The 15,903-nt window shown below is 60.5% G+C and carries 17 protein-coding genes; all 17 read left to right on the forward strand.

Features of this window, described 5'->3' with window-relative positions; all coding sequences use genetic code 11:
• Nucleotides 1-9: 9 nt before the first annotated feature.
• The 17 genes from B5F28_RS00925 (at nt 10) to B5F28_RS01000 (ending at nt 15,896) form a co-directional block, all read left to right on the forward strand.
• Nucleotides 10-1,146: an FAD-dependent oxidoreductase gene (locus tag B5F28_RS00925; protein ID WP_087292187.1), complete on the forward strand. Its 1,137-nt coding sequence runs from the start codon at nt 10-12 to the stop codon at nt 1,144-1,146.
• Nucleotides 1,127-2,050, forward strand: coding sequence for a glycosyltransferase (locus B5F28_RS00930; RefSeq protein WP_158097474.1), 924 nt, complete (start codon nt 1,127-1,129; stop codon nt 2,048-2,050). The genes B5F28_RS00925 and B5F28_RS00930 overlap by 20 nt, the downstream gene beginning before the upstream one ends.
• Before the next feature lie 34 nt (nt 2,051-2,084).
• Nucleotides 2,085-3,791, forward strand: a complete 1,707-nt coding sequence (locus B5F28_RS00935) for a hypothetical protein (RefSeq protein ID WP_087292194.1) — start codon at nt 2,085-2,087, stop codon at nt 3,789-3,791.
• Nucleotides 3,776-4,990, forward strand: coding sequence for a BaiN/RdsA family NAD(P)/FAD-dependent oxidoreductase (locus tag B5F28_RS00940; protein ID WP_087292197.1), 1,215 nt, complete (start codon nt 3,776-3,778; stop codon nt 4,988-4,990). The genes B5F28_RS00935 and B5F28_RS00940 overlap by 16 nt, the downstream gene beginning before the upstream one ends.
• A gap of 54 nt (nt 4,991-5,044) precedes the next feature.
• On the forward strand, nt 5,045-5,707 hold the full coding sequence (gene cmk / locus B5F28_RS00945) for a (d)CMP kinase (protein WP_087292200.1): 663 nt from the start codon (nt 5,045-5,047) through the stop codon (nt 5,705-5,707).
• Nucleotides 5,708-5,750: 43 nt separating this feature from the next.
• Nucleotides 5,751-6,368 (forward strand): lysophospholipid acyltransferase family protein, encoded by a 618-nt coding sequence (locus B5F28_RS00950; protein ID WP_087292203.1) that lies wholly within the window; start codon nt 5,751-5,753, stop codon nt 6,366-6,368.
• A gap of 39 nt (nt 6,369-6,407) precedes the next feature.
• Nucleotides 6,408-8,333, forward strand: coding sequence for a bifunctional 4-hydroxy-3-methylbut-2-enyl diphosphate reductase/30S ribosomal protein S1 (locus B5F28_RS00955; RefSeq protein ID WP_087292206.1), 1,926 nt, complete (start codon nt 6,408-6,410; stop codon nt 8,331-8,333).
• 190 nt (nt 8,334-8,523) lie between these two features.
• Nucleotides 8,524-8,664 (forward strand): hypothetical protein, encoded by a 141-nt coding sequence (locus B5F28_RS14640; protein ID WP_158097475.1) that lies wholly within the window; start codon nt 8,524-8,526, stop codon nt 8,662-8,664.
• Entirely contained in the window at nt 8,664-9,329 is a 666-nt protein-coding gene (gene deoC, locus B5F28_RS00960; RefSeq protein WP_087292209.1) for a deoxyribose-phosphate aldolase, read from the forward strand. Before B5F28_RS14640 ends, deoC begins: the two co-directional genes overlap by 1 nt.
• Nucleotides 9,330-9,444: 115 nt before the next feature.
• Nucleotides 9,445-9,966: a hypothetical protein gene (locus B5F28_RS00965; RefSeq protein ID WP_087292212.1), complete on the forward strand. Its 522-nt coding sequence runs from the start codon at nt 9,445-9,447 to the stop codon at nt 9,964-9,966.
• Nucleotides 9,963-10,196, forward strand: coding sequence for a hypothetical protein (locus tag B5F28_RS00970; protein WP_087183674.1), 234 nt, complete (start codon nt 9,963-9,965; stop codon nt 10,194-10,196). Before B5F28_RS00965 ends, B5F28_RS00970 begins: the two co-directional genes overlap by 4 nt.
• Before the next feature lie 29 nt (nt 10,197-10,225).
• A complete protein-coding gene (locus B5F28_RS00975; RefSeq protein WP_087180800.1) occupies nt 10,226-10,471 on the forward strand; it encodes a hypothetical protein in 246 nt (81 codons plus the stop codon).
• A 179-nt stretch (nt 10,472-10,650) separates the two neighbouring features.
• Nucleotides 10,651-11,310, forward strand: coding sequence for a response regulator transcription factor (locus B5F28_RS00980; RefSeq protein WP_087292215.1), 660 nt, complete (start codon nt 10,651-10,653; stop codon nt 11,308-11,310).
• Complete coding sequence (locus B5F28_RS00985) at nt 11,307-12,710, forward strand: sensor histidine kinase (protein WP_087292218.1); 1,404 nt, start codon at nt 11,307-11,309, stop codon at nt 12,708-12,710. The genes B5F28_RS00980 and B5F28_RS00985 overlap by 4 nt, the downstream gene beginning before the upstream one ends.
• Entirely contained in the window at nt 12,707-13,480 is a 774-nt protein-coding gene (locus B5F28_RS00990; RefSeq protein WP_087292221.1) for a hypothetical protein, read from the forward strand. The genes B5F28_RS00985 and B5F28_RS00990 overlap by 4 nt, the downstream gene beginning before the upstream one ends.
• Nucleotides 13,481-13,500: 20 nt before the next feature.
• Nucleotides 13,501-14,703, forward strand: a complete 1,203-nt coding sequence (locus tag B5F28_RS00995; RefSeq protein ID WP_087292224.1) for a hypothetical protein — start codon at nt 13,501-13,503, stop codon at nt 14,701-14,703.
• On the forward strand, nt 14,700-15,896 hold the full coding sequence (locus tag B5F28_RS01000; protein WP_143424660.1) for a hypothetical protein: 1,197 nt from the start codon (nt 14,700-14,702) through the stop codon (nt 15,894-15,896). The genes B5F28_RS00995 and B5F28_RS01000 overlap by 4 nt, the downstream gene beginning before the upstream one ends.
• Nucleotides 15,897-15,903 lie beyond the last annotated feature (7 nt).

Below are 15,903 nucleotides of genomic sequence, written 5' to 3' on the forward strand. Positions count from 1 at the left end.
GAATGCGACATGCAGGTTTACGATAAGATCATTGTGGGCGCGGGCCTTTACGGTCTGTACGCGGCGCAGAAGTGCGGCGCGGCGGGCCAGCGGGTGCTGGTGCTGGAAAAGGATTCCGGCCCCTTCATGCGTGCCACCTATATCAATCAGGCCCGGGTGCATATGGGCTACCACTACCCCCGCAGCTATTCCACGGCCATCAAGAGCGCCCATTATTTTGAGCGCTTCTGCCGGGATTATGACTTCTGCCTGCTCAAGGAATTTGATCAGGTCTACGCCACCAGCGCCCACTTCTCCTGGACCAACGCACAGGAGTTCCGGGACTTCTGCGCGGCGGCGCACATCCGCTGCGACGATGTGGCCCCCACAAAATACTTCAACCCGGGCCAGTGCGATGGCGCGTTTTTGACCACCGAATACACCTACGACGCCCAGGTGCTCAAGGAGTACTTCCTGAAGGAGCTGGCAAAGCTTCCGAATGTGACCATCGCCTACAGTCATAAGCCGGAGTCGGTGGAACGGGCGGGCAGTGCCTGGAGGGTGAAGGCGGGGGACATCACCGCCGAAGCGCCGTTCCTTTTGAACGCCACCTATGCCGGGGTGAACGAGCTGCACGCCATGCTGGGCTATGAGCCCTTTAAAATCAAATACGAGCTGTGTGAGATCATCCTCTGCACTGTGGATGACAAGCTGAAAAACACCGGCATCACCGTGATGGACGGGCCGTTTTTCTCCATCATGCCCTTTGGGCAGACCGGCTACCACAGCCTGACCAGCGTGACCTTTACCCCCCATGTGACCAGCTACGACAGCGTGGCCACCTTCCAGTGCCAGAGCCGCAGCGAGGGGAAATGCCGCCCGGGAGACCTTTACAACTGCAATGAGTGCCCGGCAAAGCCCGCCAGCGCCTGGCCCATGATGAGCCAGCTGGCCCGCAAGTATCTGAAGCCGGAATACGGCTTCCAGTATGCCGGAAGCCTGTTCAGCATGAAGCCCATTCTGAAGGCCAGCGAGATCGATGACTCCCGCCCCACGGTGATCCGGCAGTATGCCTCGGACCCGGCCTTTGTGAGCGTGCTGTCCGGCAAGATCAATACCGTTTACGATTTGGATGAGGTGCTGCAATATGGCGCAGATCACGAATAAGGAAAAGAATTTTGTCTCGGCGGTGGTCTATCTGCACGACTTCGCCGGGCAGGTGGAGCCCTTCTTCGACCGGCTGCTGGCTCAGCTGGAAGAGCATTTTGACTACTACGAGATCGTGGCCGTGAACGACGGCTGCACCGACGATACCGTGGCCCGGCTGAAGGAATTCGCGGCCGGGAGGATGGAAAAGCCTCTGACCATTCTGAACATGAGCCTGCACCAGGGGGTGGAGCAGGCCATGAACGCCGGACTGGACGCGGCCATCGGCGACTTTGTATTCGAGTTCGACAGCCTGGATACCCCCTACCCGGCAGAAATGATCTGGCAGGCCTACGAAACGGCCCTCACCGGCTTTGATGTGGTGACCGTGAGCCCCAGCCGTCAGAAGACGGCCAGCAAGGCCTTTTACACCCTGTTCAATGCCTTCAGCAACAGCATTTACAAGCTGGAAAGCGATGCCTTCCGGCTGGTGAGCCGCCGGGCTATCAACCGGGTGAAGGCCATCAGCGAGAACCTTCCCTACCGCAAGGCGGCCTACGCGGCCAGCGGTCTGGCCTGCAAGACTCTGCATTTTGAGGGCAGCATCCGCGGCCAGCAGGAGGCCCGGCTGGACAAGGCCATCGACAGTCTGGCCCTTTACACCAACGCGGGCTACAAGATCAGCTTCGGCATCTCCTGCCTGATGGCCCTGCTGACCCTGATCGCCCTGGTCTACACCGTGGTGGTGTGGCTGGTGGGCGAGCCGGTCACCGGCTGGACCACCACCATGCTGGTGCTCAGCGGCGGCCTGGCCGGGATGTTCGTCATCCTGACCATCGCGGTGAAGTACCTGAGCCTGCTGGTGGATCTGGTATTCCGCAAGCAGGCCTATCTGATCGAGGGCATCGAGAAGATCCAGAAATAACCGATCCATCTATAGAAACAAAGGGAGAAACGCCATGAACAAACGGCTGCGCAGTGCGCTGCAACAGGATATGAGCCGCCGCACCTTCTGGGTGCTGGTGGTACTGGTGGTGCTCGTCAAGCTGGTGATGACCCGCTTCCAGACGGTTTATGTCTGGGTGGGCGGCGCTCCGCTGGACGATGAGCTCATGTTCGGGGCAGCCCAGAGCATCACCGCCGGGCAGTGGCTGGGAGCCTACAACTGGCTCACCCTTTCCAAGCACATGTTCTTCGCGGTGTGGCTGGCTTTGTGCAATCTGCTGCACCTGCCTTACCTGGCGGCGGGCCAGCTGCTCACCTGCGGGGCGGCTCTGGCCTGCGCCTTTGCCTTTGCGCCGGTGCTGCGCCGGTGGAAAAGCCGGTTTGCCGTGTTTGCGCTGCTGGCCTTCAGCCCGGCGGCCACCGCCTCCTTCACCCTGCGTGTCTACCGGGACAATATTTTCCCCGGTCTGTGCATGCTGTTTTTTGCCGGGCTGTGCGGTTACGCGCTGCGCTGCCGCAAACCGGTAAAGCAGGGCATCGGCTGGCTGGTGCTGTCCGGCGTGGGGCTGGGCCTTGCCTGGCTCACCCGGGAGGACGGCATCTGGCTGCTTCCTTTTGCGGCGGCGGGCACCCTGATTCTGATCCTCACCGCCCTGCGGGACAAGGGCATTTTGGTCAAAAAGCTGGGCCGCTGCGCCCTGCTGGCGGTGCCCTACGGCCTGCTGGCGGCGGCAATTCTTATTTACAGCGCGGTGAACTACGCCTACTACGGTCTGTTCGCGGTGAGTGATTTCTCCTCCGGTAGCTTTGCCGCGGCGGTGGGTGCCATGAGCCGGGTAAAAGCCGAGAAGTGGAAGCCTCTGTGCAGCGTGCCCACCGATGTACGCATGAAGCTGTACGAGGCGGTGCCCCAGCTCCAGCCCCTGGAATACTGGCTGGAGGAGGACGAGGACCTGCAGAACAGCTTCCGCAACCCGGAGTTGGACGATTACCAGTCCGGCAGCTTCTACTGGGCGCTGCGCAAGGCTGCCTGGAACGAGGGCGTGTACGACAGCCCTCAGAAGGCGGAGGAATACTGGCAGCAGCTGGCGGATGCCATCAACGCCCTGTGCGATTCCGGCCAGCTGGAAGCGAATGGCCCTGAGCGCAGCAGCACCACCCCGCCCATCCGGCTGGAGTACGTGCCGGGTGTGCTCAGCGAGGGAATCAACAGCTTGTTCCATGCCCTCGCCTTTATGGACTGCTCTGCCTATTACCCGGACCAGCGCAGCCTGATTTTGCCGGAGGATGAGGCCGTTTACGAGGCCTATCTGGGCCAGCAGGTGAACAGCGCGGCCCAGGCGGGCAGCGACCTGCCCTATTACAGCCCGCTGCAGAAGCTGGTGTACACCGGCATGGAGGGTATCCGGCTGATTTATGAGATCGGAGTGCCCATCCTGTTTGTGGCGGCGGTCCTGCTGCAGGCAAAACAGGGCTTTGCTCTCTTGCAGCTGCGCAAGCAAAAAGCCATTCAGCCCGGGCAGGCCCTGCTGTGGGTGCTGCTGCTGGGTCTGCTTGGAATGGCGCTGCTGCGCTGCTTTATGATCGCGTTTGTGGAGGTGGCCTCCTTCAACATTGGCACCTCCACCATGTACCTTTCCACCGTGCATCCGCTGCTGCTGCTTTACAGCGGGGCCGGTATTCTGACCCTTTGGAGGAAAAATCAGTGGCAAACATCCTGATCGTGGGCGCGGGCGCGGCTGGTCTGATGGCCGCGGGCGCGGCCGTGCGGCTGGGCCATTCGGTTACTGTGCTGGAGCACACCGAAAAGCCCGGCCAGAAGCTGCTCATTACCGGCAAAGGCCGGTGCAATGTGACCAACAACTGCGACGAGAACACCTTCTTGCAGAACGTGCGCACCAATCCTCGCTTTCTGTATTCCTCGCTCTACGCCTTTCCCCCGGCCAAGACCATGGAGCTGTTCGAGGAGCTGGGCGTTCCTTTGAAAACCGAGCGGGGCCGCCGGGTCTTCCCGGTGAGCGACCGGGCGGAGGACATCCGCCAGGCCCTTCTGCGCTATGCGGACGGGGCACAGATCTTATATGACGGGGCAAAAAAGCTGGTGATCGAGGAGGGCCGGGCCGTGGGCGTCGTGACCGAAAGCGGCCGACAGCTGAACGCGGACGCGGTGCTGGTGGCCACCGGCGGCGTGAGCTATCCGGTGACCGGCTCCACCGGCGACGGCTACCAGCTGGCCAAGCAGGCGGGCCACAAGATCGTGCCCACCGTGCCCAGTCTGTGCAGCCTGGTCTCGCCGGATGAGGACTGCCGGGCCATGATGGGCCTTTCGCTGAAAAACGTGACCCTCACCCTCTACCGGGACAAAAAGGCTGTGTTCACCGAAATGGGTGAGATGCTGTTCACCCACTTCGGCATTTCCGGCCCGCTGACCCTGATGGCCTCCAGTTACATTAAGGATATGCAGAAGCATGCCTGGAAGGCGGTCATCGACCTGAAGCCTGCTCTGGACGAGGAGCAGCTGTATAAACGGGTCACCAACGACTTCGCCCTGCTGGCCAACAAGAGCGCCCAGGGCGCGCTGGTGAAGCTGCTGCCCGCCAGCATGCAGCCGGTGATGGTCAAACGCTGGGGCGTGGACCCGGCCACCCGGGCCAACCAGATCACCAAGGAGCAGAAGCGGGAGCTGGTGCGGCTGGTCAAGCACTGGGAGGTGCCCATCAGCAAGCGGGGCGACCTGGCCCACGCGGTGATCACCGCCGGCGGCGTGGACGTGAAGCAGGTGGACCCCAAAACCATGGAGTCCAAGCTCTGTCCGGGTCTTTACTTTGCCGGCGAGGTGCTGGACGTGGACGCCTACACCGGCGGCTACAATCTGCAGATCGCCTGGTGCACCGCCCAGGCCTTCGCTGCGAATTTGTGACACAGGCGGCGGGGCCGCTTTGCATAGAATATAATAGAAGGAAGTAAGGAAAACATGATCTCTGTTGCCATCGACGGCCCCTCCGGGGCGGGAAAATCGACCCTTGCAAAACGCCTTGCCAAGGAGCTGGGCTACCTGTATGTGGACACCGGCGCCATGTATCGTTCCATCGGCCTGTACGCCCTGCGCCAGGGCGTGGACCCCAGGGACGAGGCCGCGGTCACGGCTCTTCTGCCCCGGATTCAGATTGAGCTGCGCTATGTAAACGGCGCCCAGCGGGTGCTGCTGTGCGGCGAGGATGTGAGCGAGGCCATCCGGGCCGAGAACGTGGGCATGGCCACCAGTGCGGTGTCGGCTCATCCGCCGGTGCGCGCCTTCCTGCTGGAGCTGCAGCGGGGCATGGCCCGCACCCACGATATTCTGATGGACGGGCGGGACATCGGAACCGTGATTCTGCCCAACGCCACCGTGAAGATCTTCCTCACCGCCAGTGCAGAGGCCCGGGCTGACCGGCGCTTCAAGGAGCTGCAGGAGAAGGGCGTGGACACGGATTACCAGACCGTGCTGGAGGACATTCGCCGCCGGGATTATCAGGACAGTCACCGGGCCACCGCGCCGCTGCGTCAGGCCGAGGACGCCGTTCTGGTGGACACCAGCGAGCTGGATCTGGAACAGAGCTTCCAGGCCATGAAGAAGCTGATCCTGAGCCGGGTCTGAGCACCTGCAATCCAAGCAAAATCGAGAAAGGAAACAAGCGAGAATGTTTTATGCGATTATGGTGACCGGCGCCTGGCTGATCTGGCATCTGGTCTTCCGCATCCGGGTGGTGGGCAAGGAGAACCTGCCCCGGGACGGCAAGGGCTTTGTACTGGCCCCCAATCATATCTCCGCCATCGACCCGGTGTTCGTGGTCATCGCCCGGTTCTGGGGCAAACGGATGCTGATCATGGCCAAGGAGGAACTGTTCGAGGTGAATCCGGTGCTGAGCTGGATGTTCCGCAATGTGGGCGTGTTCGGCGTGGAGCGGGGCAAGGGCGACACCGGCGCGGTGGAAGTGGCCGTTGATAAGGTGAAGAAGGGTCAGGGCCTTCTGATCTTCCCGGAGGGCACCCGCTCCAAGACCGGCGAGCCCGGCAAAATCAAGAGCGGCGCCTTTGTGGTGGCCAGTGCCGCCGGGGTGGATATGATCCCCTGCCGTATCATCTACCGGCACGGCCATATGAAGCTGTTCAGCGGGGTGAAGGTCTGCTTCGGCAAGCCCATCCCCGCCGCCGCGCTGGACATGGGCGAACACAAGTCTGCCGCAAAGCTGCGGGAGTGCAAGGCTATGCTGGCCGACGCCTGGGAAGAGCTGTATCAGCAGAATAAGTTTGAATAAACCCCGCCCAGGCGGGGCAGAATAAAGGGAGAAGCACCCATGAAGATTTTGAAAGCCAAGACCGCCGGGTTCTGCTTTGGCGTGGATCGGGCAGTGAAGCTGACCTATCAGCTGGCCGAGGGAGGCCATAAGGTGGCCACCCTGGGCCCGCTGATCCACAACCCCCAGTGCGTGGCGGACCTGGAGTCCAAGGGTGTGGTCACCGCCGCCGGGCTGGAGGATGTGCCCGACGGATACGAGGTGGTCATCCGCAGCCACGGCGTGGGCGCGGATGTGTATGCCGCCATTGCCGAAAAGGGCCTGGTGCTGCACGACGCCACCTGCCCCTTTGTGGCCAAGATCCACCGCATTGCCAAGCGTGCCAGCGATGAGGGCAAAACCCTGCTGGTGGCGGGTGACAAGGCCCATCCGGAGGTGCAGGGCATCGTTGGCCACACCAAAGGCGAGGTGTTTGTGTTCGCCGATTTGGATGAATTAAAGGCCTGGCAGGGCCCGAAAAATGGGCAAAATGGTATAATCGTGGTGGCACAGACCACATTTCAGGTAACAAAATGGTTAGAATGTACAAACTTTATAAAAAAAGACTATACAAACGCCGAGATTTTTGATACAATATGTAATGCGACGTGGACGAGGCAACAGGAGGCGGAAGACCTCAGCCGAAAATGCGACCTGATGGTCGTCATTGGAGGTCATCATTCTTCCAACACCCAAAAGCTTGTAAAAGTCGCTGAAAAACACACAAAGGCCGTTACGGTGGAGACCGCAAAGGAGCTTCTGCCGGAATGGTTTGAGGGTGTGGGCACAGTGGCCGTTACAGCCGGGGCTTCCACGCCATCGTCTATAATTGAGGAGGTACTTAACAGTATGAGTGAAGAAATCCGTGAAGAGATGAGCTTTGCCGAGATGTTCGCAGAAAGCGAGGCTAATCTCAAGCCTGTTTTCGCAGGTAAGGTAGTGGAGGGCACTGTTACCAGCATTACGCCCAACGAGGTGCAGGTTGATATCGGCACCAAACACACCGGTTTTGTGAAACTGAGTGAGCTTACCGACGACCCCGCAGCCCGTGCGGAGGATCTGGTCAAGGTTGGGGACAAGCTGGACCTCGTCGTTGAAAAAGTTAACGATCAGGAAGGCGTTGCCTACCTGTCCCGCAAGAAGCTGGAAGCCCGCAAGGGTCTGGAAGAGGTGGCCAAGGCCGCTGAGGAAGGCACCGTCATGGAAGGCGTTGTCACCGAGACCAACAAGGGCGGCGTGATCGTTCTGGTGAAGGGTGTGAAGGTATTCGTACCCCGCAGCCAGGCTACCATGCGCCGTGACGAGGACATCAACGCTCTGGTAAAGCAGAACGTGAAGCTGATCATCACCGAGTGCGCTGGCCGCAAGATCGTTGGTTCCATCAACAAGGTCACCGCCGAGGAGAACGCTGCCAAGCGTGAGGCCTTCTGGGCTGACGTTGAGGTTGGCAAGACCTACACCGGCGTTGTGAAGAGCCTGACCGCTTACGGTGCTTTCGTAGACATCGGCGGCGTGGACGGCCTGTGCCACATCAGCGAGCTGAGCTGGAACCGCATCAAGCACCCCAGCGAGGTCGTTTCTGTGGGCGACACCATCGAGGTGTATGTGAAGGCTCTGGACCCCGAGAACCACAAGGTTTCCCTGGGCTACAAGAAGGCCGAGGACAACCCCTGGGAGAAGCTGAAGAACGAGTATCCCATCGGCAGCGAGTTCACCGCTCCCGTTGTGAGCATCACCAAGTTCGGTGCTTTCGTTCGCATCCTGCCCGGTGTGGACGGTCTGGTTCACATCTCCGAGATCAGCAACGAGCGCGTGGAGAAGGTTGGCGACGTGCTGAAGGTTGGCGATGAGGTCAACGTGAAGCTGCTGGATGTGGACTTCGACAAGAAGCGCATCAGCCTGTCCATGAAGGCTCTGCTGGACGACGAGGCCAGCGACGCCGAATAATCAAATGGCTTAAAAGCCGCCCGGCAGCTGCCGGGCGGTTTTTTTGTTTGCCCAGTATTTACATGTAACCTACTAGGAATCAGGGCGAAAACATGCTATACTGGAACTATTCCAGAGCAGGGCGGGCGGCGCTGCCACCACCGGCAGGCTGTTTTGCCCGGCACCTCAGGGAAAGGAGATCGTTGAGTTTATGAAAGCGTTTCGTTTGACCGGCCTGATCCTTGGGATCGTGGGCGTGATCCTGTCCGTAACGGCGATTGTGTTCAGCGCGGTGGGCATGTACAAGGCCCGTCAGTGCAAGCAGTGCAAATTGGGAGGAAAAATTAAGTAATGGATAAAAAAGAGATTCTGGCAAAGGTTGACCATACTCTGCTGAAGGCCGACGCCACCTGGCCCGACATTCAGAAGATCTGCGACGAGGCAATGGAAAACCACACCGCCTCCATCTGCATCAATCCCGGCTATGTGAAGCAGGCCTGCGAATACATGAAGGGCGCGATCCCTGTGTGCACCGTGGTAGGCTTCCCTCTGGGCGCAACCGACACTGCCACCAAGGTGTTCGAGGCCAAGACCGCTATTGAGAACGGCGCCGAGGAAGTGGACATGGTCATCAACATCGGCCGCCTGAAGAACGGCGAGTATGACTTTGTGCGCGACGAGATCGCCGCCATCAAGAAGGCCATCGGCGACAAGGTGCTGAAGGTCATCATCGAGACCTGCCTGCTCACCGATGCCGAGAAGGAAAAGATGTGCGACATCGTGTGCGAGGCTGACGCGGACTTCATCAAGACCAGCACCGGCTTCTCCACCGGCGGCGCCACCTTTGCGGACATCGAGCTGTTTGCCCGCTGCTGCCGCGGCCGCTGTAAGATCAAGGCTGCGGGCGGCATCTCCACCATCGAGGACATCGAGAAGTTCCTGGAGCTGGGGGCTGATCGTCTGGGCACCAGCCGCGCAGTGAAGATTCTGCAGGGCCTGGAGTCCAGCGGATATTAATTCAATTAAAATTTTGAGCGGGCCGCCGGGGTTTTCCAACGGCGGCCCGCTTTTGGTTGAAAACTGCCCCCGTGAGATGCTATACTCAAAGCAAATAGGGAAACGGGGTGGCGGTATGGGCAAAAAAATCGGCTGTGCGCTGGCGGCTTTTGCGGTGCTGGCGGGGCTCTGCTTTGTGTTGGGCTACACCAGGCCCATGACCCTGGAGCAGCTCTGCCCGGGCATCCGGCTGGAGGAGTGCCGGGCAGTCCGGGCCAGCTTTCGGCGCGGGAATACAGGGGAGGAAATCCCGCTTACCCTGCAAAAGGACGACGCGGCCTTTGCGCAGGTGACCGAGCTGCTGGAAACAGCCTCCTTCCGGCGCAGCCTGCTCAGCCTGTTTCCGCTGGGTGGCAAAAGCCATGCCCTGCAGCCGGAGGACTTCAAATGGCTGCTGCTTCTGGAATTTGGCGACACCCAACTGCCGGACGGCACTCAGGGCAGCGGGGTGCTGGTAGAGATAAATGACTTTTACGGAACGCTGGAAATTTCCTATGCGGACGAGACCTGGCGCTGCAGCGTACCCAATCAGGAGGAATGGCGCAGCGCGGTGATGGAATGCCTGGAAATGGCAAACAAGAAGGAGGGGAACGCATGAGCAGAAAAATGGTTTTGGGGTTGGTCCTCATGTGTATGGGGTTTTTTGGCGGGATTTTGCTGATCGGCGCCATGGTACTGAGCCCCATGAATCCCTGGAGCTACAACGGAATTACCGGCTGGTACGGCTGCCTCCTGGGAATGCGTCTACAGCTTCCGTTGGGGGTCTGTATTGCTGTGACACTGGCCGGATTCGCGCTCAGTGTGATTGAAGCATTCCGGAAAGAATAATCCCCAAAAGAGGAAAGGACGGAACGGATATGAAGCCTGCATTGGCGGGGATTTTGACCTTTGTGGTATTTTTCTTTGGCAACAGCTATTTTCTGGGCGGGCTGGGTCAGCTGTGTCTGATCGGGGGCGATGCCTTTGTGAATTCCTATTTTGCCCCTATCATGACCGGTCTGGCGCTGCTGGCGGGCCTGGTGGTGGGCTGCACGCTGGCGTTGCTGCAAAAGTTGGACGCAGTGCAGAAGGCCCTGAATGACAGGAAGTCCCATGAACAATAACACCGGCACGCAGCGCGGCAAAACTGAGAAAACAGGTCCCGGACCCGAGGAAAGGGTCCGGGGCCTGTTTTTTCGTTGTGCCGTTTGCTATCATGGAGAAGAGCAGAACATTTTGTAACAACTCCGAAAGATAGCGCTGCTATCATCAGGGTGGAAACGGAAAACAGGGGGCATGAAGCATGAAGCCGATTCTGATCGTGGACGACGAGGTGGCCATCGCGCAGCTGATCGCCATGACGCTGGCCCGGATGGGCTATTCCTGCCAGATGGCTTTCGACGGACTGAGGGCCGCCGAGCTGCTGGAGCAAAACGAGTATGATCTGGTACTGCTGGACATCATGCTCCCCGGGGCGGACGGCTACGAGCTGATCGACTTCATCCGGCCCACCGGCATCCCGGTGATCTTCATCAGCGCAAAGACCACTGTGGCCGACCGGGTGAAGGGGCTGCATCTGGGGGCCTGCGACTACATTGTGAAGCCCTTCGCCCCCGAGGAGCTGCTGGCCCGGGTGGAGAACGTGCTGCGGCTTTCCGGCCGGGGGCAGGCGCTGTTGAAGGCCGGGGATGTGACGGTGGATGTGGCCACCCGTCAGGTAAAAAAGGCCGGGCAGGAGGTGGCACTTACCCCCACGGAATACCAGCTTTTGTTGGTGCTGCTGCACAACAAGAACATTGCGCTCTACCGGGACACCCTGTATGAGCGGGTCTGGGGGCGGGATGCCGAGCTGGACACCCGGACTCTGGACATTCACATCCACCGGCTGCGCAAAAAGCTGGGCTGGCAGCACATGATCCGTACCATTCCCCGGATAGGCTACCGATTGGAGGAAACGCCATGAAACTTGCGCCGAAACTGGTTCTGACTATTCTGCTGCTGCTGGGCATTCTGTTGGCGGCAGGCGGCGGCTGGCTGCTCAAAACAGATTTTGAGAGGAACTTCGACCAGGCCCGCACCCGGAATATTCTGGCCCACCGGCGGGATACCTACTCGCTGCAGAACGGTCTGCTGGTCAAGGTCAGTGACGGAATGCTGAGCAGGCAGGCCGTGGTGGATTACGGCGAAAGCCTGGGCCGGTATGTGGGGCAGGAGGAAGGCGGCTTCGCGGTGTATCAGAACGAGGAGTCGCTGTATTCCAGCCTGCCCGGCGCGCTGGAGGAGCAGGAGGTGCTCCGGGCCATCGAGGCCGGAGAAGAGGCATTGCTGTTGCAAAAAGCGGGCGAGAGCAGCTATATGCTGATGGCCAGCGGAGTACAGGTGGCCGGTGAGGAATACTGGCTGGTGAGCGCCTACGATGTGACGGGCGTGTTCCGGGCCCGGGAAGACAAATTCCAAGAGCTGTTCCGGCTGGAGCTGGCGGCGCTGGCCCTCGCGGGCACGGCGGCGGCTCTGGCGGTGAACTGGATGATCCGTCCGCTGAAAAAGCTGGAAAAGGCCAGCCGTGCGGTGGCGGCGGGGGATTATACTCTATCCACCGCCACCAAAAGCCGGGATGAGGTGGGCGCGCTCAGCCGCAGCTTTGACGCCATGACCGCCACCGTGCGGGACAAGGTGGACCAGATGGAGGACACCATCCAGCGGCAAAAGCAGTTTGTGGCTGCCTTTACCCACGAGCTGAAGACCCCCATGACCAGTATCCTGGGCTATTCCGACCTGCTGCGCAGCGGCGAGATGGACCCGGAGGACCAGCGGCAGGCGGTGCAGTACATCCACCGAGAGGCCCTGCGGCTGGAAATGTTGAGCGGCAAGTTGATGCAGCTGATGGGCCTGGTGGAACAGGAGGAGCTCACACTGGAGCCGGTGCGGCTTGCGCTGGTGCTGCGGGATACGGCGGCCAGCCTGCCCGAGCTTGCTCCCATGCTGGAGATCCGGTGTGACCCGGCGCTCACGGTGCTGGCGGACCGGGACCTGCTGGCGGACCTGGTGCGCAATCTGGTGGTGAACGCGGCCCGGGCCCAGCCGAAGGACGACCGGGTGCACATCACGGCGGGCCGCACCGAAAATGGCATCGTGCTGCGGGTGGCGGATCGGGGCCGGGGCATCCCGGAGGCGGACCTGCCCCACATCACCGAGCCCTTTTATATGGTGGACAAATCCCGCGCCCGGGCTCAGAACGGCAGCGGCATGGGTCTGGCCCTCTGCGCCCGCATTGCACGGCTCCACGGCAGTGAGCTGCACTTTACCAGTAAGCTGGGCCAGGGCACGGTGGTGGAACTGAACCTGCAGGAGGGGACGGTATGAAACAAAAGCTTTTCACAGCGGCGGCCTTTCTGGCAGTTTTCGCTTTTCTGGCCTTGGTGCTGGCCGCCCCGCTGCCCCTGATGGAGCGAAGCGACGAGGTGCTGTATACCCAGGTCATGCCCCGCCAGCTGGCGGCCGACGGGCAAAGTGCCGAGGCCCGAAGCATCGACTTTGCCCGCCAGCTTTACGACCGGGACCAGCTGCTGGGAATCAAAAACTACGCGGGGTCGATTTTGCGGCTGACTGACGAGGAAACTCTGGGCGACGCACCTTACCGGCTGTATGACTTTTTGGGCCAGATGGATTTCTGGGGCGAAGAGGAGCAGGCGGAACTGGAACGACAAATAGCAAATGCACCCCCTCCCTGGCGTTCCGCTTCGGATAACGTGGGTTTTTCCGCATGGAACCTGAGCACCACATGGGACGGGGAACACTGGTTCTCTCTGCAATGGGAGCTGAGCGCCGAAGGGCAGCTGGTACGCATGCGGATGCGAACCCCGCTGGAATACACCGGGCAGGACCTGGAGCATCTGATGGACGAATATCTGGCAGTCACCGGACTGGATGCGCTGGAGGACTGGCAGGCGCGGGAGGTAACCGTGCAGCTTGCCGTGGATGAGCAAAGCACCGCCGTGCTGCGAGCCCGGTATTCGACGGGGGCGAAGCTGTATCTGTACGCAAATTATGTGGACGGCACACTGGTGTTCGGGGTCTGCCCGCTGGAGAAGGAGGAGCTGGACCAGCTGGACGTGAGCCTGACGGAGAAATGAAGCCGGAAGGAGGGGCCTGAATGAAACGGAATCATTGGCTGTTGGCAGTTGCGCTGCCTCTGCTGCTTCTGGCGGGCTGTGGCGCAAAGGAGCAGGACCTGGGGGCAGGAGCCCCCACGCCAACGCCCGAAGTTCAGATCGAGGAGCCGCAGACCCAGGTGCTGCGCAGCACAGACAGTCGGAGCTATTACACGCAAAACATACGCTATGATCTGGAAACTATGACCGCCCGCGCCTGGAGACCAGAATTGCCCCGGGGATATCAGATAACCGGCGAGGGCCCGGTCTCGGACGGCCAGGCGCTGTATTTCGTTCTGACCCGGCCGGGAGAGTCCGCCAGTGAGGCGCTGGCCCGGATGCCGCTGGAGGATGGAGCGGTACAGATCCTTTACGAATGCCGCGAGCATGAGCAGATCGGGATTGCCTATACCGACGGCGCGGGAGAATACTGCAAACGGCCCATCCTGCTGCGCAGCGGTGAACGGCGCTGCTTCCTTGTACACCAATGGACCGAGGAGGATGGGAATTCCACCTGGCTTTATGCGTGGGACCCGGCGTCCGGCAGCTGTGAGCCGGTGAAGCGGCTGGGCAGTCACCTGCGCTTCTGGGGCGAGTATCAGGGCCGGGCTGTGCTGGAGGATTCCTGGGAACCGGAAGCGGGGCTGTTTCAGCTGGATGCGGAGACCGGGGAGCTTGCCGTTCTTTTGAGCGGCGAAAACGCCGAGGCAGCCGACCTGTTTCTGGGGCCGCCGTTGCTGATCCGAGGAAAGTTCGTCTGCGCAGAAAGCTATGCCGCCGACAGTGCGGACGGCAAAAATCAAGTGAACTGCCTGAATCTGGAAACCGGAGATATCAAACAGCTTGCCAGCTCGGAGGAGGGGGAGCCCCTCGTCCGCATACAGGACATCTGGGACGGAAAACTGCGCGTTCGGGATACGGAAGGTGACGTGTGGTATGTGGACTGCGCCACCGGCCGGCGGGTGGAAAACGTGCTGGCGGATGAGAACGGCATGCTGCTGCACATCCGGGCGCAGATCGGGGAATATTACCTGATCGATGTGGGAAGCGACCGGTGGACGAAACAGCTGTGGATCAATGAAAAGGGGGAACCGGTGTATTCCTATGCGCCCCAAAACAGACTGGCCCTCATTGCCAAAGAGGATTACTGGGCGGGCAGGCCGGACTATCGGATTTTTAAACAGGAGGGGGAAGCGGCGGAATGAGAAGGGCAAAACAGTTGCTGGCATCGGCGCTGGTACTGCTGCTTATAGCGGGCTGCGGGCAGCGGACCGAATCCGCGCCCCCTGTGGCTTCGGCAGAGCCGGAGCAGGCGGAAGAGACCCGGTTGGAGGGCTGGCTTTTTCCCTGGGATGGACAGCGGTATTACACCGGCCAAAATGAGGTGTGTGATACTGCCGATATGACCACCCGCCCCCTCTCCCTGACCATGGGGCCATGGGAACATCTGACCGGCTATCCGGTCGCCGACGGCAGATTTTTGTACTACTCCACCTCGGATACCCAGTATGCGCCTGACCTGAGCGAACAGGTGTGGCGCTGCAATCCGGACGGCAGCGGCGCAAAAATGATCTGGAAGAGCGAGACGGGCGGGGAGGGGCTGCTGGAAAATGCGCGCCTGGGCGGCCAGGTGACGGATGCAGCCCGCATGGTGGCCTTTGCGCAGCAGGATGCGGTCTGGTTCTTTTACCGGGGAGACAATATCTTTTCCAGCCCGGAGGTGTACCGCTGCGGCGTGGAGGAAGCCTCTGCCCGCCGGGTGGAATACCCGGACTCGCTTCCCTGCGGCATATTCACCGGCGAAATGAACGGGCAGCCGGTGTTCTGTGGGCTGCGGAATGAGGACCGGGAGTACTTTTTCTGGCTGCTGGATCTTGCCACCGGTGAAACCCGCGAGCTTTTCACCCTGCCGGATACCACCGGGTATCTCAGTCTGGTTCAGGACGGCATGCTGTATTTTCAGGATCAGGAATCGGCAAGCCTGTATGAAGTGGACCTGTCCATCGGAAAGCAGCGGCTGGTGTGGCAGCAGGAGCAAAAACCGGCGACGATCGCCTGGGTGCAGTTCATCGGGGACGGGTACGCCCTTTTGGAAAACACCAGCCTTCCCATGCTGGCCTGTTCACTGGACCTGGCGGACGGCAGCATCACTGAGGCAACACTGCGGGGAATGAATGAAAGCAGCGGCGAGGAGTATGTGCTGCATGCGCTGGCCCCGCTGGGAAACTGCTACGTGGTGGAGTGCCGGCATCACACCGGTATTCGAGCTGGTATGAGCCTAGCGGGCGAACCGCAGCAGAAGCGGTATTTTTGGGGAGACTATGCTCTCATCGAGAAAGAGGACTACTGGAACAACGTGCCGGAATATCGCCCCTTTACCTGGGTAGATGATGGATGAATTTTGC

This window comes from Gemmiger sp. An194 (assembly GCF_002160145.1).
GTDB lineage: Bacteria > Bacillota > Clostridia > Oscillospirales > Ruminococcaceae > Allofournierella.

Coding starts and splice junctions, on each gene's coding strand:
- B5F28_RS00975 (WP_087180800.1), top strand. CDS start 10,226: ATGAAGCCTGCATTGGCGGGGATTTTGACCTTTGTGGTATTTTTCTTT.
- B5F28_RS00925 (WP_087292187.1), top strand. CDS start 10: ATGCAGGTTTACGATAAGATCATTGTGGGCGCGGGCCTTTACGGTCTG.
- B5F28_RS00965 (WP_087292212.1), top strand. CDS start 9,445: ATGGGCAAAAAAATCGGCTGTGCGCTGGCGGCTTTTGCGGTGCTGGCG.
- cmk (WP_087292200.1), top strand. CDS start 5,045: ATGATCTCTGTTGCCATCGACGGCCCCTCCGGGGCGGGAAAATCGACC.
- B5F28_RS00995 (WP_087292224.1), top strand. CDS start 13,501: ATGAAACGGAATCATTGGCTGTTGGCAGTTGCGCTGCCTCTGCTGCTT.
- B5F28_RS00985 (WP_087292218.1), top strand. CDS start 11,307: ATGAAACTTGCGCCGAAACTGGTTCTGACTATTCTGCTGCTGCTGGGC.
- B5F28_RS00950 (WP_087292203.1), top strand. CDS start 5,751: ATGTTTTATGCGATTATGGTGACCGGCGCCTGGCTGATCTGGCATCTG.
- B5F28_RS00980 (WP_087292215.1), top strand. CDS start 10,651: ATGAAGCCGATTCTGATCGTGGACGACGAGGTGGCCATCGCGCAGCTG.
- B5F28_RS00990 (WP_087292221.1), top strand. CDS start 12,707: ATGAAACAAAAGCTTTTCACAGCGGCGGCCTTTCTGGCAGTTTTCGCT.
- deoC (WP_087292209.1), top strand. CDS start 8,664: ATGGATAAAAAAGAGATTCTGGCAAAGGTTGACCATACTCTGCTGAAG.
- B5F28_RS00935 (WP_087292194.1), top strand. CDS start 2,085: ATGAACAAACGGCTGCGCAGTGCGCTGCAACAGGATATGAGCCGCCGC.
- B5F28_RS00955 (WP_087292206.1), top strand. CDS start 6,408: ATGAAGATTTTGAAAGCCAAGACCGCCGGGTTCTGCTTTGGCGTGGAT.
- B5F28_RS00930 (WP_158097474.1), top strand. CDS start 1,127: ATGGCGCAGATCACGAATAAGGAAAAGAATTTTGTCTCGGCGGTGGTC.
- B5F28_RS00970 (WP_087183674.1), top strand. CDS start 9,963: ATGAGCAGAAAAATGGTTTTGGGGTTGGTCCTCATGTGTATGGGGTTT.
- B5F28_RS01000 (WP_143424660.1), top strand. CDS start 14,700: ATGAGAAGGGCAAAACAGTTGCTGGCATCGGCGCTGGTACTGCTGCTT.
- B5F28_RS14640 (WP_158097475.1), top strand. CDS start 8,524: ATGAAAGCGTTTCGTTTGACCGGCCTGATCCTTGGGATCGTGGGCGTG.